This window comes from Planococcus plakortidis (assembly GCF_001687605.2).
GTDB lineage: Bacteria > Bacillota > Bacilli > Bacillales_A > Planococcaceae > Planococcus > Planococcus plakortidis.
On sequence record NZ_CP016539.2, the window covers coordinates 2,152,441 to 2,173,244 of the forward strand.

17 protein-coding genes are annotated in these 20,804 nt (G+C 50.2%); 2 read left to right on the forward strand and 15 right to left on the reverse strand.

The window, feature by feature from the left end; genetic code table 11:
* Position 1: 1 nt before the first annotated feature.
* The 4 genes from BBI15_RS10900 to BBI15_RS10915 form a co-directional block, all read right to left on the reverse strand.
* Positions 2-1,180, reverse strand: coding sequence for a DUF418 domain-containing protein (locus tag BBI15_RS10900; RefSeq protein ID WP_068869585.1), 1,179 nt, complete (start codon positions 1,178-1,180; stop codon positions 2-4).
* Positions 1,181-1,190: 10 nt separating this feature from the next.
* The gene (gene addA, locus BBI15_RS10905; RefSeq protein ID WP_068869586.1) at positions 1,191-4,796 is read right to left on the reverse strand and encodes a helicase-exonuclease AddAB subunit AddA; all 3,606 of its coding nucleotides are present in this window, start codon (positions 4,794-4,796) and stop codon (positions 1,191-1,193) included.
* Entirely contained in the window at positions 4,774-8,250 is a 3,477-nt protein-coding gene (gene addB / locus BBI15_RS10910) for a helicase-exonuclease AddAB subunit AddB (protein ID WP_068869587.1), read from the reverse strand. The genes addA and addB overlap by 23 nt, the downstream gene beginning before the upstream one ends.
* Positions 8,251-8,322: 72 nt before the next feature.
* Positions 8,323-8,937 carry a TVP38/TMEM64 family protein gene (locus BBI15_RS10915; protein WP_084633031.1) on the reverse strand — a complete coding sequence of 205 codons (615 nt, stop codon included), beginning with the start codon at positions 8,935-8,937 and terminating at the stop codon, positions 8,323-8,325.
* Positions 8,938-9,098: 161 nt separating this feature from the next.
* Between BBI15_RS10915 and BBI15_RS10920 the strand changes: the two genes are divergently transcribed.
* Positions 9,099-9,791, forward strand: coding sequence for an AzlC family ABC transporter permease (locus tag BBI15_RS10920; RefSeq protein ID WP_068869589.1), 693 nt, complete (start codon positions 9,099-9,101; stop codon positions 9,789-9,791).
* On the forward strand, positions 9,791-10,099 hold the full coding sequence (locus tag BBI15_RS10925; protein WP_068869590.1) for an AzlD domain-containing protein: 309 nt from the start codon (positions 9,791-9,793) through the stop codon (positions 10,097-10,099). The genes BBI15_RS10920 and BBI15_RS10925 overlap by 1 nt, the downstream gene beginning before the upstream one ends.
* A gap of 12 nt (positions 10,100-10,111) precedes the next feature.
* Here BBI15_RS10925 and BBI15_RS10930 read toward each other — a convergent pair whose 3' ends face one another.
* The 11 genes from BBI15_RS10930 to prfB all read right to left on the reverse strand — a co-directional run bounded on the left by BBI15_RS10930 (position 10,112) and on the right by prfB (position 20,765).
* Positions 10,112-10,369: a CsbA family protein gene (locus BBI15_RS10930; protein ID WP_068869591.1), complete on the reverse strand. Its 258-nt coding sequence runs from the start codon at positions 10,367-10,369 to the stop codon at positions 10,112-10,114.
* 12 nt (positions 10,370-10,381) lie between these two features.
* Positions 10,382-11,539: a PDZ domain-containing protein gene (locus BBI15_RS10935; protein WP_237150862.1), complete on the reverse strand. Its 1,158-nt coding sequence runs from the start codon at positions 11,537-11,539 to the stop codon at positions 10,382-10,384.
* Positions 11,540-11,620: 81 nt separating this feature from the next.
* On the reverse strand, positions 11,621-12,727 hold the full coding sequence (locus BBI15_RS10940) for a trans-sulfuration enzyme family protein (RefSeq protein ID WP_068869592.1): 1,107 nt from the start codon (positions 12,725-12,727) through the stop codon (positions 11,621-11,623).
* The gene (locus BBI15_RS10945; RefSeq protein ID WP_068869593.1) at positions 12,727-13,314 is read right to left on the reverse strand and encodes a peroxiredoxin family protein; all 588 of its coding nucleotides are present in this window, start codon (positions 13,312-13,314) and stop codon (positions 12,727-12,729) included. Before BBI15_RS10945 ends, BBI15_RS10940 begins: the two co-directional genes overlap by 1 nt.
* A 169-nt stretch (positions 13,315-13,483) precedes the next feature.
* The gene (locus BBI15_RS10950) at positions 13,484-14,962 is read right to left on the reverse strand and encodes a murein hydrolase activator EnvC family protein (protein WP_068869594.1); all 1,479 of its coding nucleotides are present in this window, start codon (positions 14,960-14,962) and stop codon (positions 13,484-13,486) included.
* Between the two features lie 109 nt (positions 14,963-15,071).
* Positions 15,072-15,956, reverse strand: a complete 885-nt coding sequence (gene ftsX, locus BBI15_RS10955) for a permease-like cell division protein FtsX (RefSeq protein WP_068869595.1) — start codon at positions 15,954-15,956, stop codon at positions 15,072-15,074.
* Positions 15,946-16,632: a cell division ATP-binding protein FtsE gene (ftsE, locus tag BBI15_RS10960; protein ID WP_068869596.1), complete on the reverse strand. Its 687-nt coding sequence runs from the start codon at positions 16,630-16,632 to the stop codon at positions 15,946-15,948. Before ftsE ends, ftsX begins: the two co-directional genes overlap by 11 nt.
* 268 nt (positions 16,633-16,900) lie before the next feature.
* Positions 16,901-17,248, reverse strand: coding sequence for a cytochrome c551 (gene cccB, locus BBI15_RS10965; protein ID WP_068869597.1), 348 nt, complete (start codon positions 17,246-17,248; stop codon positions 16,901-16,903).
* 54 nt (positions 17,249-17,302) lie between these two features.
* Positions 17,303-18,118, reverse strand: a complete 816-nt coding sequence (locus BBI15_RS10970) for a YitT family protein (protein ID WP_405312886.1) — start codon at positions 18,116-18,118, stop codon at positions 17,303-17,305.
* A 203-nt stretch (positions 18,119-18,321) separates the two neighbouring features.
* Positions 18,322-19,521: a cation:proton antiporter gene (locus tag BBI15_RS10975; RefSeq protein WP_068869599.1), complete on the reverse strand. Its 1,200-nt coding sequence runs from the start codon at positions 19,519-19,521 to the stop codon at positions 18,322-18,324.
* Positions 19,522-19,663: 142 nt separating this feature from the next.
* A protein-coding gene (prfB, locus tag BBI15_RS10980; protein WP_157101697.1) for a peptide chain release factor 2 occupies positions 19,664-20,765 on the reverse strand; the annotation gives its coding sequence in 2 pieces (ribosomal slippage) (positions 19,664-20,692 and positions 20,694-20,765; 1,101 coding nt in all).
* Positions 20,766-20,804 lie beyond the last annotated feature (39 nt).

The following is a 20,804-nucleotide window of genomic DNA, read 5'->3' on the forward strand; positions in this document are numbered from 1 at the left end:
TTCAGCGTTTTGAATTGTTGCTTTTTTCAAAATTATTTCCGTATGTCCATCGGCGCCAGACCATTTCAATCGGCCCCCGGTTGAATTTGCTGAACCATAGCTCAGCAAAAATCAATTGGAGGACGAAAATGCCGAGGGCGATCAGGGTGCCGGTCAACAAGTCCACTTGCCCATATAACCCCAGGCCGAATGAATAGAAGATGCTGGTCGCGATAATCGACTGCGTGATATAGACCGTCATTGACATCCTGCCGGCTTTGACCAGGGGCGACAAGACTTTCATGAAATTCACGTTCAGGGACAATAAAGCGATGATCGCTGCATAACCGATCGCCACAAGGGGGCCGCCGAAGATTTCCTGGACATATTGGAAAGCGTAATTCTTGTCGAAGAGATACGGAGTCATTTTCAGCAGCAACCCGGCCGTGAGTGCAACCACACCAAGCACGAGCCATGTCTTTTTCTTTGCGGCAGTTTGTTCGATCATCCGCAATTTCGCCGCTGCCGCACCGACCATCATGAGCGGCAGGATCGTGACTGCCAGAATGATAAAGCTGAACGGGTTGTTGACGTAATACCAATCCGTTAACCGCCGGCTGAAGATCTCAGCGAAAGTGCCTGATTGGTAGGCAGCCACGGATTGTTCGGCTTCCTGATAACCGATATAGATGTTTGGGTCGACCATGACCGCAAGGAACATGATGACGGTAAACATTACATGCGGCAGTGTGTAGAGCAAGACCCCAAGGCCCAGGAGCCAAGCGGGTGGAAGCCGGAACATTCCGATCAATAACAAGCCCATAAGTGCATAGGTAATCAAGATGTCCCCATACCAGATCAAGAAGGCATGGACGATCCCAAATGCCAGCAGGACCAACAAACGTTTGACGGCAATCGGCATAAATGGCTGCCCGTAATGTTCTGCGCGCAGGAATTGCATCATCAGCCCATAGCCGAACAGCATCGAGAACAAGGGATAGAAACTTGCCTGGACGAAAATATCCAAGCCGGTGAAAATGGTTTGGTCCATATTTCCGCTGAACCATTTGTAGGGATCGATATAAGTTAAAGGGGTGTGGAAGGCCAGCATATTGATGAGCAGGATCCCGAATAACGAAAATCCCCTCATCAAGTCGATGGCGTCCACCCGTTCACGTAAAGAGATCGGCTGTAATTTCAAAATAATCCTCCTAGACTTCCACTTCTTCGTTTGAAGAGAACAAATACAAGACACGCTGCGTTATCGGAATGCGCAAAATCGCTTCCACTGCTTCTTGGTAAACCGACAATTGGACAGAGTAGCGCTCTTTCATCACCGAATGGACATTGCCCATCCCCTGTGTCCGGTCGGTTTTGTAATCGAGCAGGACCCATTCCCCATTTTCCTTGAACAGGCAATCGACGATTCCTTGGACGATCTGATGGTCGCCGTCTTCGTCCGCCCGTGCGTACGTAAAAGGAACTTCCCGCCTGATATCTTCTGCGTTCATCAAGCGCTGTGCGATAGGGCTATGGAAAAACGCTGCAATTTGTTCCGCCTTGACAGCTTGCGCTTCTTCCTTCGTCAGAATTTCCCGGCCTGCCAGTTCCTCAAGAAATTGCCTGATTTCCCCAACATCCATTTGCCGCTCTAGCGGCAAATGCTGCATGGCGGTATGGACCGCCGTGCCGATATCTGCAGCCGACAGTTTGCGGTCCATCAGAAAATCAGGGCGATGCGGCGCTCTTTTCTGCGTTTTTGGCTGGTAATCCTGTATAAAGGATTCTGGCTCGTCCAAACGCTGCAATAGCTGCAATCTCTTCATTTCCGTCACCGATTGCTTGGAGCGTTTTTCGACTGCTGCCTGGTGCGGATAGATGAAATCGAAGCGGCTGCGGATCAATTCTGCATCTTTTTCTGCTTCCGGCCGGTCTTGTGGCGCTTCCAGCAATGGGAGCGGCTCTTCCAAGGAAAGCGTCTCGACAATGTCGATCTGGAAACGCGATTGATGTTCGAGCATCTCACCGCCGACGTGGAACACTTTGGCATCTGGATGCCTGGAAACGGCAGGGCCGATCCAATCCAGATAGGACTTTGCACGCGACCGTTTAAAATCAGGTAAGAGCACATCGCCTGAGACGGTCTTCCACTTCTCCAATAACCGCTCTATATCTTTTACCGATGCGGTCAGGTAGAGCTTTTCTTTCGCACGCGTCATCGCTACATACAAAACGCGCATTTCTTCTGCTTTCGCCTGCATTTGCTTCATCTCTTTAACGGCAAGATAAGGCAGCGAGGTGTATTCGATGCGTGTATCGGGATTGACGGCCTTCACCGCAAGCCCATATTGCTGGTCGAATAAATACGGCTTGTGGAAATCCATTTCATTGAATGGCCTTGCGGTTCCCGCGAAAAAGACGACAGGAAACTCCAGCCCTTTCGATTTGTGGACGGTCATGAGCCGGACGACATTTTCCTTCTCACTCAACGATTTTGCAGTTCCAAGATCATCCCCGCGCTCACGCATGCGGTCAATAAAGCGCAGGAAGCGGAACAATCCGCGGAAAGCGGTTTTCTCGTACTCGAGTGCACGGTCATGGAGGGCGCGAAGATTCGCTTGGCGTTGCTTGCCGTTCGACATGGCGCCCGCCATTTCATAATAATTCGTATCGATATAGACTTCCCAGATCAATTCCGACAACGACCCCCGCCGCGCCAGGTCCCGCCACTTTTTCAAGTAGTTTGTGAAACGGCCGAGCTTTACGCGCGTCCTTTCGTCCATCGAACCGATGCGGATGAATGCTTTTAGCGCATCGTAAAAGGTGCCTTTAGTGTCAGCCAGGCGGATCGCTGCCAACTCGTTTTCCCGAAGGCCGAAAAATGGCGCACGAAGAACAGCGGCAAGCGGGATATCCTGATACGGATTATCGATGACGCGCAAGGTATTGAGCATGATCATTACTTCGAGTGCGTCAAAATAACCTCCGCTCAATTCCGCGTACAGAGGGATGCCAGCCATTTTGAACTCATCTGAAAAGTCGCCCGACCAAGTCATAGAACGCATCAACACGACAATATCACGATATTCAAGCGGCCGTTCTTTCCCGCTCCAAGGATCGTGAACGAGCGTTCCCGCATCCATCATATGGCGAATTTTTTGCGCAATCCAGCGGGCTTCCCACTGCGACTTGTCCATGTCTACCGCTGTCTCTTCCCCTTCCTCCGCTTCAGGTTCATGGATGAGCGTCAAATGGATCGGCACATCCTCTTCGGGATATGGCGCTTTCGGCTTCAATGCCGCATCTTCATCGTAGCTGATTTCACCAACTCGCTCGCCCATGATCTGCGAAAAGATGTAATTGGTGCCATCGAGGACTTCCTTGCGGCTCCTGAAATTGGCGTTCAAATCGATTCTAAGGCCGGTCCCGTCAGCTTCCCGGCTAAAGCGGGAATACTTGCCAAGGAACAGCATCGGTTCTGCGAGGCGGAATCGATAGATGGACTGTTTGACGTCCCCGACCATGAATAGATTGCCATCCTGTTCCGTTCCGGATTTCACCAGGCTAAGTATCGTTTCCTGCAGCATATTCGTATCCTGGTATTCATCGACCAAGACTTCCTTGAACCGCGCACGGTAATCTTGTGCAATCGCAGAGGGTTCCCCGCCATCGCTCAGGATTTCCAGCGCATAATGCTCCAGATCCGAGAAGTCCACCAGGCCGCGGTCGATTTTCAAAGCTTTATAATCTTCCGCAAAGCGCTTCGTCAAATCGACTAATGTTGTCATGAGCGAGGCCATTTCACGCATCTCCTCAAGCAAGCGCTCAGGCGCACGGGTGAAATAGCCGTCTTTTACATCATTGAAGAGTTTTTTCGCTTCGTTTCTGCGCGCTTTCGCTTCTTCCGCCAGCTGCGGGTCACAGGAATCCTTTTTCACGGACGCCAGCCGCTCCCATTTAACGTTACGCGCATATGCATGAAGCGATGCCCAGGATTCATCCAATGCATCTAGTGCAGCACGGACCAGCGTGGCATCCATCCGGAAATTCTCTTCCAGTATGGCCGGGCCGTCCGGAGAAGTGGCCAGTTCCCAGCCTTCGTCCAGCAAATCGAGCGCCGCTTCAAAACTATGGCGTATCGTCATTTTCAGGTCTTCCATAAATGGCAAGTCATCGATCGTTACGGGTTCCGGCACATCGTAAAGCCTTGGCAATTGGTCGAGCCATGCATCCGGTTCGGGGTGGACTCGCGAATAATCGTATAGTTTGCCCAGCAGGATCTCCATTGCCTGATCGCTGCGGTCCGAAGTGAAACTATCCGCAAGCCTATAGACCTTCTCCCGCCCTTGGCCTTCATAAGCAGATTCGAGCACAGCTTCCATCACATCATCCCGCAGCAATGCCGCTTCAGTATCTCCCGCAATGCGGAAGCCGGGATCGATTTCCAGGAGATAGGCATATTGCTTCACGACTTGCAGGCAGAACGAGTGCAAAGTGGAAATTTGGGCTTTATTGATCAAGCGCAGTTGTTTTTTCAAATGAACGGACTCAGGCTGTGCCGCGACCGCCTGTTCCAATGCAGCAGACATGCGGTGGCGCATTTCAGCCGCGGAAGCGTTCGTGAACGTTACGACCAATAGCTCATCGACGGATACCGGGTCTTGTTCATCGAGCACTTTTTCGATCATCCGGTTGATCAGGACAGCCGTTTTCCCTGAGCCTGCCGCCGCCGATACGAGCATATCCTGTCCTTTCGCCCATATCGCCTGCCACTGTTCATCCGTCCATGTGGCATCATTCGGTTTTTCCGGTATCATCAGCGCTCAACTCCTTGCGTATTTTCTCCACTGCCTGGTCAGGATTCAACACCGGTAACTTCCGGTAGCTTTGTTCCGGGTCGCTCGGGTCGAATTGGCATACCGCCCGGAAATTGCAAAATTGGCAAGGCGTATCATCCTTCAAGCGGTAAGGCGAGACCTCCGTTTGGCCGTCGAGAATGCCATTTCCTGCCCCTTGGTGTTTTTTCCGGACAAATTTCCGGATCGTTTCCATATCATCTTTTTCGACCGTTTTCGACGACCCTTTCGAGACCGAGCCATTTTTGTTGAGCCGCACTGGAATGACATTCGAATAGCCGTCGATCCGATCATCCATCGCCTGTATGACGTCCGGATCCTCCACGACGAGCCCATTCATCTTGAATGACTTCGCGAGCTCTTCTTCCAATTCTTCGGCACTTAGCAGCTTCGTCATCTTCAGCATCGGGTTATGCATGTGGAAATACAGCACCCCGGCCGGTTCCGCCTGCTCCCCGAGCCAGCGTTTCGAGTGGGTCAGGGCGACATCCAGATAAGTGAAGGTTTGAAGGGCCAAGCCGTGGTAAACTTCACCCAGATCCAAGCCTTGCTTGGATGATTTATAATCGACCACCCGCAAATACGGTTTGCCTCCGATATCGGTTGAATCGATGCGGTCGATGCGCCCGCGTACATTCATCTTGCGCCCGCGTTCGAGTGGAATGTCTAGCGGCGGAATCGCCTCTTTCGTCCCGAAGCCCACTTCAAGGGCGACGGGTACGAAACCGGATACTTGTGCATGTTTGCTCAACATGAACGCTGTCTGGCGGATGATGCCTTCAAGTTTGTATTGGATATACCGATAGCGATGGGTACTCAACAGGATCTGGTTGACGAAATAAGGCGATAATTGTTCAATCGCCCGCTTCGCGAGATCCGCACATTGTTCCTTGCTCAAGGATGACCAGGAAACACCGAGCTGCATCACTTCATCCGAAATCCATTTGATCGCGGCGTGGAATAAATCCCCCATCGCCGGGGCCGCCAGACGGTATTGGCTGCGCTCTTCGAGTTTTAAGCCATATGCTGCATAATGCGCGAATTGGCAGCTGTGGTAGGTCTCGATGCGGGAGACGCTAGAGGCAATCGGCGTACCGTAAAGCGATCCAGCGACCTTTTCCGATAATTTCTCTGCTTTTGTATGGCTCAAAGGCTTGAAGACCTGGTCGATGACCGACGACCATAACGGGTCTTCCCGGTAGTAATCAAGCACGGCTTGCCAGTGGCCGGTCAGTTCTCCGCTCCTGATTTGGGCAGCCAGATGCGATAGCGCCGCACGCGGATGCGTAATGTATTCCAATGCATCCGGCTCATGCAACTCTTCCGGGCCGATTGCAGCCAATTTCGGTTCGATCTGGAGCAGGTCGGCAATTTTCCTGATATATAAAGACGGCAGTAAAGCTTTTCCTTCTTCGTCCGCAATCGGATAGGAAACGCTCAGCCGATCGGAAGCGGAAGAGAAGGAGCGATATGCCATATACGTTTCATCCATCAGGCGCATGCGCGAACTCGGCGCGAGTTCGATGCCGATTCTCTGGAACCACTCGCGTTCCGCGTCGGTCAAGAGCCCTTCGTGTTCGATGCGCTGCGGCAAGATGCCATCATTCGCGCCGATGATGAAGACCGACCGGATGTCCATCAAGCGCGCCAGGTCCATTTTGGCAATGGTCACTTGATCGAGCGATGGCGGAATGCGTGAAAACTCCAAGGTTTCAAAACCTTCATCCAGAATCCTCGCAGCACTTTGGAGGTCCAGTTCTTTTTCCCCGAACATCAACACGAATTGGTCGAGTACGCCCACCCATTGATTCCACGCCTGCTCGTGCTCGGTCGCGGCAAGCAATTGATGTTCCGCTTCCTCGCGGTCTTTCAGCAACTGGATTTTCGCATAGACATCAAGCTCTTCGACAAACTGAAATAGCGCTGTGGCAAAGTCCCGGCCGGTCACACAGTCTCCTAGCCGGGTTTTCAAACGCTCAAGCGGGTCGCGCACTACATCCCGGACAGTCTGCAATTCCATCTGGAGCGCCAATTCCTCATCAGTCTGAATGCCTGAATGGAATTCCAGCCCGCGGTATTTCTTATAGATCCAGCGTTTATCGTCAAACCAGCGGTCCCCGTAGATGCCATTGGCCAGGACGAAATTTTCGAGTTGGTCTCCGCGCTCCCGCCATTTGCTGACATTGCCTTCAGGGAAGAACAAATCCGTCTTCAACGCCCGGAAAACCGGTTCATATGCATAATTGCCGATGACCGCTTCTAGTGCAGAACGGCTGAATTCGATCAATGGATGGTGGAGCATCGATTTTTTCTGGCTGATGAAATAAGGGATGTCGTATTGTGGAAAAATGGTGTTGATCAGTTCGTCGTATACTTCGGGCTGGCGGTATAATACCGCAATATCTTTATATCGGCAGCCCTCCATCACCTGCTGGCGGATCGATCGGGCAAGCTCATGGATTTCAGCTCGCCGGTTCGATGCTTCGACCAATTCGACCGCCCCTTGCCCCTGGATGGAAGGGGCAGGGAAGGTTTCGATATAGCGCTCCACATGCCGAAGCTCTTCATTCATGAAGCGTTTCGGCTCTTGCAGGTACACTTCCGGCTCAAGGCCGATTCCCTCCGATGCAGCCAGCTCTATCAAACGGCTTGCCGTGACGGCGGATTGGTAGAACAACGATTGTTCGTCCTCTATATCGCTTGACTCATCCATCGGCAAGACGATCGTCACAGATTTGGCATGCTTCAGCAACTCTTCGATGATCTGGAACTCGCGAGCGGTAAAGCTGACGAAGCCGTCGATATAAACAGCTGACTGCTTCATCGTGCCCGAATGGCGGATTTTTTCGCTCAATAAGCCAAGATGCCCCTCGGAATCCACGAATACCTTGCCCAGCCTGCGGTCGATTTCCAATAGAATCAGCTCTAAATCCGCTGCCTTGTCCTGCAGCGTCCTCGGAGCTCCGGCTGATTCGAGGGATGAACGGATGGTGCCCAGTTCATCGCAATCGATGCAATAACGCGAAAACTCTTTGATCAATTGCTCGATCTGGTCCGTGAAGCCCCGTTTCCCTGCGGCTCGCCTGAATAAGTTGAACTCATCCTTATGTTCCTCGAGCAGGCTGCGGATCAGCATCCGGTAGCCGAATGTATCGATTTCCTTGCGGCTGATCCCGCCGACTTCCTGCAACACACGCCATGCAAGGCGTTTAAAAGTCACAGCTTGTGCACGAATCATGCCATTCATGCCATATGCAGCGGACAACCTGTACTCCGTGGAAAACGACATCTGGTCCGGGACGATAAGAAATATCGGATCCCCATCCGCCTGGTCTTTTAAACTATCGGCGATCTCTTCCTGGACAAAGCGGGTTTTGCCGGTACCGGCGCGCCCGTACACGATTCGTAAAGACATATAAAGCACTCCTCCCAACAAGAACGTTTGTTCTTATTATACAGTAAACAATCAAAAAGAACGACTTTCCAGTTAAGATAGCCGTTCTTTTTCCCGTTCTTCTTTCGCCCGCTTAAAGTCGGCTTCCACTCGCTTGTTAAGCCGCTTCTCGAGGATTTTCCCGATGACATACAACAGCACGATGACGGCAATGACAATGGCCGTCCGGACCGGCTGCGTGAACAAAGCACGGATATCATACCCTACGTATGAAATCGTAAAGACCATGACGAATTTTCCTGCCATCAATGTCAGTAAATAGTAATGGCGGCTGATATTCGATAACCCTGCTACCAAATTGACCAACGCCGATGGGGTAAAAGGGAAACACAGCAACAGAAACAACGGGCCGAAGCCATTGCGTTCCACCCAGTGGATGAGCCTTTCGACTTTCTGGTGCCGTGTCATGAAATTCATGAACCGTGCTTGGCCGAATTTACGGATCAGCAAGAATACCGTATAGGAACCGGCCACTGCCCCGCCCCACGACAAGAGGAAGCCGAGCCATAACCCGTAGGCCGTCGCATTGGCAAAGACAAAGACAAAGAGTGGCAAAAATGGCAAAAAGGATTCAAGGAACGGCAGCAAAAATCCGATAAAGGGGCCGAATGCCCGATAAGATTGCGTCAACTCAACGATGTTTTCCATTGTAAAAAAATCCGACATAGGCTCATTCCTTTTAAATTGCGCGATTTTTCAAAAACGAATCCGAAAAACGGGTTAAAATATGCTATGCTATTATAATTACTTTACACTCTTTCTCCCATTTTGGAAAAGAGAAATACTTACGGCAAAAGGAGCGGAACAAATTGCAGGAACAAGGATTCTCTTCGGGGGTGAAAGCAGGCGCCAGTATCGCCATCGGCTATTTTCCGGTCGCGCTGACGTTCGGGCTCCTGGCAAAAACGACAGGCTTATCGCTGATTGAAGCGACCGCCATGAGCATCTTCGTTTTTGCCGGCGCCGCGCAATACATATCGCTTTCCCTCATTACTGCCGGTGTGCTCCCGGTACTCATTGTCGTCAACACATTCATCGTCAACATCCGGCATTTCCTGATGACTGCTGCGCTGAACGAAAAGATGGAACCGGATGCCCGCTGGAAAAAAGCATTATATGCTTTCGGCATCACCGATGAAACGTTTACGGTATTGGCCACGCAGCCAGGCGTCAAGGTCCGCACCTCGTTTGCCGCTGGGGTCATCATCATTTCCTATGGCAGCTGGGTCGGATTCACTTCGCTCGGCCATTTGATCGGCGCCAGCCTCCCTGCTTTTTTGCAGGCTTCCATGTCGATCGCGCTATACGCCATGTTCGTCGGCCTGCTTGTGCCGTCCATGAAAGGCAACCGGAAAGTCGTCAGCTTGGCGTTGATTGCCGCCCTTTTCAATTCCATGTTCTATTTCACCGGTTGGCTGTCTACGGGTTGGGCAATCATGGTCTCGACACTCGCATCGGCCATCTTCATTGAAATGATTTCACGGAAAGGAGTTGCCGCCTGATGGGTGCCTGGTTTTGGTGGATGATTTTCGGGATGGCCCTAGTAACTTATATTCCACGCGCAATCCCGTTAACCTTTTTGGAAGGGCGCGAGTTGCCTGAGGCAGTGCAGAATGTTTTGCGCAACATTCCGTATGCCGTGCTCGGCGCTTTGATTTTCCCGGCCGTTTTCTTTATTCAGGAAAATATCTGGTTCGGCGTCATCGGGGCCGTTTCCGCTTTCGCAATCGCTTTTGCCGGGGCGAACGTCATCCTTGTCGTTCTCGGGACCATTGCCATTCTTTCGCTATACGGACTTTGGTTCGGATAATGAAAAAAGCCGTCACTCATTTTCATGAGCTTCGGCTTTTTTTCGTTTATGATACATATTGCTTGAATACCAGAAACCGGCTGTTAACGAGGCGGCGTTGACGATGAACAATAGCCACGTATGCGTAAAGCCTGCATAAACGGCCGCAGCAATCAATGCGACGGTTAATATGAGGCCGACGTAATGGTTAAACGTCACGCGCGTAAACAGGATCACAAGAAGCCCGGGCACAAACAGCGATAGGAAAAACTTGGTCACCATTGATTCCATATACTTCTCCCCTTACTCAACAATCAAAAGACCTAAACGATGATGGTCATGGCGGAAGACGACATGCTGCCGCAAACGCATTTCCAGGTTATGGTCGATGACTTCCAGTCGGCAATGCGCTGCATTGAGCTGGATGGCTTCGTACAATTCCGTTTCATTCGTTACCGTCGTGCCGTTTACTTTGCGGATGATTTCCCCGCGCACAAGCCCCATCTTCTCAGCTGGAGAGCCTGGAAGCACGTCGATGATCATGACGCCTTGCGCTTGTGGGGTCACAGTATAATTCCCGCTGCGCTCTTTCTGCGCGTAGTACAAGCTAATGCCCAGACGGAACAATACACCGGCGGCCAGTGCGATGATCGCCATCGGCTGCCACAGGAAACCGAATAAGGCCAGAACAATCGTCAAGACAGCCGACCAAGCGACCGATTTCGCGATTTTCGGATACAAATAAACCGGCAGTGTCCGTTTGCTGCGCCCTTGGAATCCAAAGACCAGCGGGAACAAAATAAAGGAAAACGCCGATTCCCCGATTGGCAGCTGCGGCCAGTACGGTGCGTATTCGGAGACCATTTCTCCAGGTACGACCAGCACAGCCGGAATCAGCCATAGACGACGGGAGATGTAAGCGGCCGCCCGCAATCCGCGAGCCGATTTATGCAGGCGCGGTGAAGCGGCAGCAGCAGCTGACTTTTCGACCATGCGGCTTTCGATGAACAGCAAAAGCCCTGCAATCAACGCGACTGAAATGAGCCAGCCATCCGCAAGCCCCCTGCCTGTCATTTCAGCGAACCCGAGATTAATGGTCCAATCATTGGCTTCGAACAACCAGACAACCAATGCGGACGCGGACGCCAAATAGACGAAAGAGGCCAGGTGGTAAAAACCCGTCAGCATGACGATGATGCTGACGATGCTGAGGGCGATCAACCATTCCATCGGCACTGCCAATCCGGCAGCTGCCACGATAACCGATAAGATCAGCGCATACAACCAGCCATCTTTCAACAAGCGTTTGAATTCCGTTCCGCCATACACGATCCGCGTGCGGAAAATGCGGCGTTCTTTTTTAACGCGGAAATATCCAAGCATCGTCGCAGCGAATAATGCGACATAAAAAACAGGGTTAAGAAAAAACATGGCGATTGCCATCAAAAAATCCGTTAACACTTCACTGACACCATCCTTAAGCTAAATGAACTTATCTTCCATTGTACCAAAGATGCAGGGCTAGCCCTACATCTTTTTCAATCAGTTAAATGCCAGCTTTAGCTGTCCAAGGATGTCTTCAATGCCTTCGATTCCGGCTGAAAGCCTAACAACCCGCTCAGTTACGCCAATCCGTGCTTTTTCTTCAGCGGATAAGGCCCGGTGAGATGTGCCGAATGGATAAGAGACAGTCGTTTCGACACCGGCCAAAGTCGGGACGATTTTGATCCATCCGAGTGACGAGAAGAACGCGGAGACATCCGCCGATTCCGGCAGTTCAAACGAAACGATCGCGCCTTTTCCCGGATACCAAACCCGCGCCTTGTCCTGCAGGAAATCGGCAATGGCCTGGGCATTGGCATTTTGCTTTTCCATACGCAGCGCCAAGGTTTTGACCCCGCGTAATGTCAGCCATGCTTCAAAAGGGCTTAAGTTCATGCCGAGGTTGACGACGCGTTTTGTAGCTTCTTCGATCAAAGCGGCATCGCCTACCAATACGCCTGATGTGACATCGCTATGCCCGCCGAGATACTTCGTTGCGCTATGTACGACCAAATCCACGCCTTGTGCATAAGGTGTATACGTATAAGGCGTCGCGAATGTATTATCGATCATCACCTTTACGCCGTATTGATTTTTCAGTTGAACAAGCCCATCAATATCTTCAACCCGCAAAAATGGATTGGTGATCGATTCGCTCAAGATCAATTTCACTTCGGGATAATCGACCAAAACCTGTTCAATCGTGCCGGTTTCCGAGAAATCCGCGAAATGGACGGTAATGCCGAGTCTTTTCAATTCTTCTTTCAGCAAATGGAAAGTGCCTCCGTAAACATCTTCTGCCGCAAGGATATGGTCTCCCGCTTCTGCAACGGACAAAATGCCCGCGAGTATCGCTGACATGCCAGAAGAAGCAGCCACGCCTTTTGGGGCGCCTTCTAGCTGTGCAACCGTCTGTCCGAGTGCATCCGTATTCGGATTCGCTGTCCGCGTGTAGAGATACGTTCCGTTTCCTTCGTAATAGCCTTCCAACTCTTCTAAAGATGAAAAAGAAAAAGCTGATGTTTGGTAAATTGGCATCACTTTCGGGCGGATGGTCCGCTCTTCCATGCCGGCTGTGTGTACAGATTTCGTATCGATCGATGTCATTATGATTCCCCCTCATTGATTTCGTCGATGAACTCATTCATCATTTCTTCATCCATCGGGCCAACGATTTTATGAAGCACACGGCCCTCGCGATCTATAATATAGGAAGTTGGGATGGAAAACGCTTGATAGAGCGCCCCAATATCCCCGTCTATATCCATTGGAATTGGAAACTCCAAATCGAATTCCTCAACGAATTTCTCGATTTCCGCCATGCCCCGGTCCTCTGTCGTCAAATTGACGGCGAGTACCTCGACATCGTTTCCTTGCTGTTTCTCGTAAAAAGTTTGCATATGCGGCATTTCCGCACGGCAAGGCGGGCACCAAGTCGCCCAGAAATTAAGGATGACTGCTTGGCCCCGGTAATCCGACAGGCGCATTTCCTCGCCTTCCAATGTCGTCAATTCGAAGTCGGGAGCCAATTCGCCTCTTGCCAGGCCTTCGTCAGTCGGCAAAAAGTCAACAGTGCTGCCAAGTGCCATTTTATTCAGTGCGCGGTCCTCTTTTTGGCTGTCAAAGACCGCCCATACAGCTAGAATGATGACCAGAACGGCAACTAACAGGAGCCCGATTATTTTTTTCGACATTCTTTTCACTCCATTCCGTTACCATCATACGATAAATAAACTGTTCGTAGCCAGTAAATTCGCCGGAATTATTCCGCAACAAATTGTGTCATAGAAAAAAACCGCCACGGCCTCTTCCCGACACTTCATCCATACTGAAGCGGAAAGAATGGCCATGACGGCTTTTTTATTAATAAGAAAGGTAATTGGCTGGATTCACGGCATTGCTGCGCGAGCCGTTCCAAGATCCCACGTGGATTTCAAAATGCAAGTGCGGCCCGGTCGAACGTCCGGTATTGCCCATTCCGCCGATATACTGGCGCTGGCCGACTTTCTGGCCGACCGATACACCGATCGAGTTCAAATGGGCGTATACGGTCGCATACGGCTGCCCGTTGATCGAGTGGTTGATGATGATGACATTGCCGTAACCGTTCATTGTCCCTGCATATGAAACGAATCCGGCGGCGGATGCCACAATCGGTGTTCCTGGGCTATTGGCGATATCGTAGCCAAGGTGCGTCTCGGCACCTGCCCCGATATCACGACCGCCAAATCCTGAAGTATGGCGGCCGGAAGCCGGCATCACGAAGTTTGCTGATGGCTTAACGACAGGAGCTGGTGCTGGCGTCGGTGCTGGTGCCGGTGCGGCACTCGCCGATGAAGACTGCGCCGATGATTTTTCAGCCGCCGCCTTTTCCGCAGCTGCCCGTTCAGCCGCCGCTTTCTCTGCCGCAGCACGCTCAGCTGCCGCTTTTTCCGCTGCTGCCTTTTCTGCTGCTGCTTTCCGTTCAGCCTCTGCTATGCGTGCCCGTTCGGCTTCTTCTTGCTGAGCCAATTTCGCCATGCGGGATTGTTGCCCCATGATTTGTTTCTCCAATGCAGCATTCACTTCAAGCGCTTCTTCGTGCTGCGCTTCCAAGCTGTTCTTTTCGGAAGCCAGACGTTTCTGTTCTGCTTCCATTTGTTTTTTCAAGCCCGCTTGTTGTTTTTTCTGGCTATCCAATGAGGCTTTCAATGAAACCAATTCAGCCCGTCGTTCTTCTTGGTTGGCAAGAATCGTTTCTACCGCCTCTTGCTTGGCAGCCAATTCTTTTTTATCGGCTGCTTGTTCACGCATGATTTCACGGTCCGCTTCAATCAAGGTATTGACCGCCGAAAAACGGTCGATAAAATCGATGAAGCTATTGGCGCCGAGCAAAACATCGATGTATTCGACAGACCCGCCGCTCATCTGGATGGCGCGGGCGCGTTCTTTCAATAATTCGGTGCGTTCATCGATTTTACGCTCGAGCTCTTTGATCGCTTCTTTCAGTTCATCGATCTCTTCTTTAGTTTGGTCGATCTCGGCTTGTACTGTATTGATCTTGGATTGTGTTTCCTGCATTTTCTTGTCCAATTGCTGGATTTCAGAAACAATGCGGTCGAGTTCTGAAGAGGTTTCCTGGATTTCGCTTTCTTTCTTTTGGATACCCGAGCTAAGATCCTCTTCTTTTTGTTCTATTTTCTTTCGTTCTTTTTCCAATTTTTTTTGTTCTTTCTGGACTTGCTGTTGTTCTTGTTCCAATTCGTCCAGCTTGCTGCTATTTGCGTGTGCAGCAGGCATCAGCAAAGACAGCGCAAGAATTGATGAAACACCGGACAACACCCATTTAGACTTCGAATTCAAGTTCGTTTCCCCCTTGGATTTACGTTCTTTTTCTATGTCTGTATTTTATTTCCTGATTTATGTAAGATATAGACCTATGGTTAAAGTGCGACCATAGGCCTTGAATTGATTATACACGTAAAAACTTACGGATGGACATAAAACTTCCCCAAATGCCGATAAAGACACCCATCGCCAAGATCAATGCACTCACTTGGTAAATGAAAGGTGAAAACTCCAGCAGTTGGAAGAGTTCCCCACTAAGCCGGGGTTGAGCGAATTCCGTGATTTTCTGATATAGCAGGACGACTAGGCCGATCGGTATGATTGAACCGAGGATCCCGAGCCACATGCCTTCCAAAATGAATGGAACGCGGACGAACCAATTGGTCGCCCCGACAAGTTTCATGATCTCAATTTCAGTGCGACGCGCCACGATGGTGATGCGGATCGTGTTCGAGATCAGGAACATCGCCGTAAACAATAACGCCAAAATGAGGACCAGTCCGACATTGCGGCCTGCATTGAGGAAATTGAAGAGCTTTTCAATCTTCCCTTCCCCGTATTCCACGTCTTCGATATATTCAAGCGCGGAAATTTCTTTGGCCACCGCTTCTGTCTGTTGGGGCTCTATCGCTTTTACATAGAACACATCAAACAGAGGGTTGCTTTGTTCAAACAAGCTGAGCTCTTCGCCGAAGTCGAGCACAAGATCCGTCAATTCCTCTTCTTTCGTGGAAAAGTCGGCCGATTCAACGCCCTCCAACCCAGATATTTCTTCTTCAAGCTCCGCAATGTTTTCCTCTTCTGCATCGAGTGAAACAAAGACTTTGATTTCTACATCATTTTCGAGATCGTCAGCCACTTTGTTCAAATTCATCATGATCATGACGAAGACTCCGACAAGCAATAATGTGACAGTGACGGCACTGACGGAAGCAAAGGTCATCCAGCCATTACGGCCCAGGCTTTTGAAGCTTTCCTTGATGTGGCGCCCAAATGTTCTAATCTTCATAGCCGTAATCACCTCCGGCTGCATCGCGTACAATCAAGCCGCCTTCAATGGCGATGACGCGATGTCGTAACTTGTTGACGATTTCCCGGTTGTGGGTCGCCATGATGATGGTCGTTCCGGCCGCGTTGATCTGTTCGAACAGGTTCATGATGTCCCAGGAAGTATCCGGGTCAAGATTTCCTGTCGGTTCGTCAGCGATCATGATTTTCGGTGTGTTGACGATGGAACGGGCGATGGAAACCCGCTGCTGTTCACCGCCGGATAGCTCCCGCGGAAACATTTTCGCTTTGTGCTTCAAGCCGACCATATCCAAGACTTCCATAACCCGCTCTTTAATGATTTGCGGTTTTTCCTCGATGACCTCGAGGGCAAAAGCGACATTTTCATAGACATTCAAGCGAGGCAGGAGTTTGAAATCCTGGAACACGACACCGATGTCGCGGCGCAGGAACGGCACTTTCCGGTTCTTCAATTTCCCGATATCTTTCCCATCGACGAGCATTTGTCCCGAAGACGGGCGTTCTTCGCGATACATCATTTTGATGAACGTGGATTTACCAGCTCCGCTCGGCCCGACGATATAGACAAATTCGCCTTGGTCGATCTCAACATTCAATCCGTTGAGTGCCACAATGCCGTTCGGATATTTTTTGTAAATATTCTTCATTTGTATCATTAAATAAACCACCTATATTATTCGGCCTTATGCCGAATGTAGATTTCCCAAGTACGTAGCAAATTTTGCAGCACGGTTATTATAACACTCCTCACCCCCTTTTTTGTTACAGATACATTTCAATTCAGACTCAGTCTCGATACAAAGAATTATCTGAAATTTTAATAATATAAGGTCTTAGAGCCTTATTATCTTCCATATTTTTACCACAAACATTCGAATCTCCCTTGTTTTTTTCCAAAAAAAATAAACCGGGCATGATGCCGGTTTATTTTTGGTTCGCAAGGTATTCCGCTACAGCTGTTGCTTCTTCGCCTTCAATGATGTTCGGCGGCATTGCACCTTGCCCATTTTCGATAACTGACAGGATTTCCTCTTGTGATAGGCGGGATCCTACATCGTTCAATGCCGGGAAATTGCCTTGGCCTTCCAAGTTTTCACCGTGGCACGAAATACAGTTTTGTTGGATGACTGCTTCTGCATCCACTGTCGTAGTTTCAGTTTCTGTATCGCCGCCAGTGTCAGCAGGCTCTTCTGGGGATGATTCTTCTCCGCCGCCACATGCGCCAAGCACAAGAGCGGAACCGAACAATACGGTCATCAATTGCTTTTTCATGGAAATCCTCCTCTTTGTCTTGCTTATTTTACCTTCTATAGAAGTATACCAATTTTACGCACGTTTGAAACCTTCCCCCAACACTTCCGAAGCATCCGATACGATAACGAAAGCTTGCGGATCGATCAATTTGACCAATTGTTTCAGCTTCGTAAATTCTGTTTGGGGAATCACGACCATCAATATCGGCTTTTCGTTGCCCGAATAGCCGCCGGTCGCGGTCAATTCCGTAACGCCTCGATCAACTTCTTCATAAATGGCATCGCGGATTTCCACTTGCTTGTTCGTAATGATGTAGACCATCTTCGAACGGCTGAACCCGACCTGTACCAAATCGATGGTCTTCGTCGTCAAGTACAGCCCAATCAATGCATACAAGCCTTTCTCGATATCAAAAACAATGGCGGCGGCCAGTACAATCATGCCGTCGATGATCGCGACGCTCGTCCCAAGGGTCAGGCCAGTATACTTGGTGATGATCTGTGCCGCAAGATCCGTTCCGCCTGTTGAAGCTTTTCCGCGGAATACGATGCCGAGCCCCAATCCGACCATGATGCCGCCAAACAATGACCCGAGCAGCGGATCTCTCGTCCAGGCTTCCCAATCTTCGGTCAGGAATACGACAAACGGCAAAAATACGGTGCCGACTGCTGTCTTGATGCCGAAATTCTTTCCGAGCAAAATGACGCCCGCGATGAACAGCGGGATATTGAATGCCCATTGGACGAATGCAGGCTTCCATTCGAATAAGCCGAAAAGGATCGTACTGATACCGCTGACTCCGCCCGAGGCTACTTCATTCGGCAATAGGAACACGTTAAATGAAATGGCGACAATCGCCGCTCCAGCCAGCACGGCAAGATAATCCATCACACTCGTCAATACCGGATGTGGATCTTTTGTTTTGCGTATATTTCGTTTACCCATAAGCTATTATTCCTCTTCCTTCTATATTCACTTGAACCCTGTCAGAGTATAGCAGAACCCCCGTTTTTTGTGAACTTCATCCGGATGAAGCAATAGCGTTTTCGCAGCACACTCCCGTTTTGAAACCCACCGTATACGGTCGTTTATTATTGAAGGTTTTTCAATACTTTCGATAACGGATAGATGCCGATGCTCTGAATGACGAGCGAAAGCACAATTGCCGCAAAGGCCAGGGAAATCAGCACTTGATCCTGTCCGGATGCCGTTTCTTCAAGCCAAAGAAGCAATGCGACTGACATCGCGCCTTTGATTCCTGACCATGCCGTTAATGTAATCGTCGAAAAATCATTATTGAACTCATGCTTCCATTTTGGCACTCCATAAATGAACAGCGCGATGACGAGGAAACGGACGAGGACGGCCAACAGAAAAATGACAATCGCGAACCACCACCCTGAGAAGGCCAAATATTCCGCACCTCGTATGCCGATCAGCAAGAACAGCACTGCCAATAAAATCGGCGTCACGATATCCCAGAAACCGTCCAAGGATTGGGGAAGCGTGTCTTCCTTGATTTCCCTGCCCATTTCATAGGCGACGAATATGCCCGCCGCTACCGTGGCAAGCACGCCCGACACCCCGATGGCTTCGCCAATGTAAAATGCCCCGTAAGCGCCAACGACGCTCAACATGACTTGATACTTTTTATCATGTGTAAAACGGATCGTCTTGCTCATCAACCAGCCGATCGCGATTCCGAGAATGACGCCCCCGATTGAAACGAGCAGTAATTCCGCAGTGAATTTCCCTAATGAAAACCCGTTCCCGGTTTGATACATCGACAGGAAAATGGTGAAAAAGACAATACTCGTGCCATCATTGATCATCGATTCCCCTTCGACGACGTCAGCAATCTGTTCCGCCCCGCTGCTTTCCTTCAGGATGGTCGTTACAGATACCGGATCCGTCGGAGTCAGGATAGCTGCCAGCAAAAACGCGGCAGTAAGGGACAACGCGGTAAATATACCTCCCGCCAAGTATATGGACAAGCCAAGCAATACGACAGTGAAGATCAGGCCTAGCGTACTCAATGTGATGATGATGCCGATATTCTCCTTTAATTGCTTTAAAGGAAATTGATAGGCCGACGTAAATAAAATTGCCGGCAAGAAGACGTTGAAGATGATGTCCTTTGAAATATTGAATCCGGCGAAATACGGAATAAATGACAGTCCCAGCCCGATTCCTACCAGCACCACTGGAACTGGGAAAAAGTTCTTTTTGATGTCGATTGTATAGACGATATAGCCGATAACCAGCAAAATCAATAATTGATGGGTCATCATGCCCAACCCCTCCTTGGCAAATTTAAGCATCTTCTACTTCTATTGCCTTTCTGCAAATAAAAAAACCCCGGAAGCCGCCACTCTGTTGAGCAGCCGCTTCCAGGGCCCTTGCTTTTGAAATCCACTGATGGTTTGTTCAGCCTTATTGCATTTTCGAGCGCAGCATTGCATGGATGAATCCATCCAGGTCGCCATCCATGACAGCTTGGAGATTTCCAGTTTCATGGTTGGTCCGGTGGTCTTTGACCATGGAATACGGGTGGAAGACGTAAGAACGGATCTGGCTGCCCCAGCCGATTTCTTTCTGTTCCCCGCGGATTTCCAGCAATTCCTTTTCTTGCTCTTCGATCTTCAATGCATATAGCTTCGCTTTCAGCATTTGCATCGCTTTTTCGCGGTTCTTGATCTGTGAGCGTTCCTGTTGGCACGTCACGACTGCGCCAGTCGGCAAGTGGGTGATCCGGACAGCGGAGTCCGTCGTATTGATGTGCTGACCGCCGGCACCGCTTGCACGGTAGGTATCGATTTTCAAGTCTTCCGTGCGGATATCGATTTCGATTTCGCCAGTGAACTCCGGCATTACTTCACACGATACAAACGATGTGTGGCGGCGGCCGGAGGAGTCGAACGGTGAAATACGGACCAAGCGGTGGACGCCTTTTTCAGCTTTTAAATAGCCGTAAGCATTATGGCCTTTGATGCCGAGCGTGACCGATTTGACCCCGGCCTCATCTCCTGCCAGGTAATCCAAAGTCTCCACTTTGAAACCGCGTTTCTCAGCCCAGCGCGTATACATGCGAAGCAGCATCGAACACCAATCCTGGGATTCCGTTCCCCCAGCGCCGGGATGCAGTTCCAGAATGGCATTATTTTTGTCATACGGTTCACTCAATAGGAGCTCCAACTCGAAATTGCCGAGATCGTCCAGAAACTGCTTCATTTCCTCGCTTAATTGTTCATGCAGGTCCTCATCGGGCTCTTCCCGCAAAAGTTCGAGTGTCATTTCCATGTCTTCCTGGCCTTCTTCGAACTTGCGGTAACGATTGACTGTATCCTTCAAGGCATTGAGTTCGGAGATGACCACTTGCGCTTCTTCCTGGTCGTTCCAGAAATCCGGATCGATCATTCTTTCGTCCAATTCCTGTATGCGGGCTTCTTTGTTTTCTAAGTCAAAGAGACCCCCTGAAGTCCGCCAATTTTTCGGCTGTTTTGTCGAGCTGGTTGCGAATATCCGCTAATTCCATCATATAAAGTTCCTCCTCATAATAATGCCGAAGAGCTAA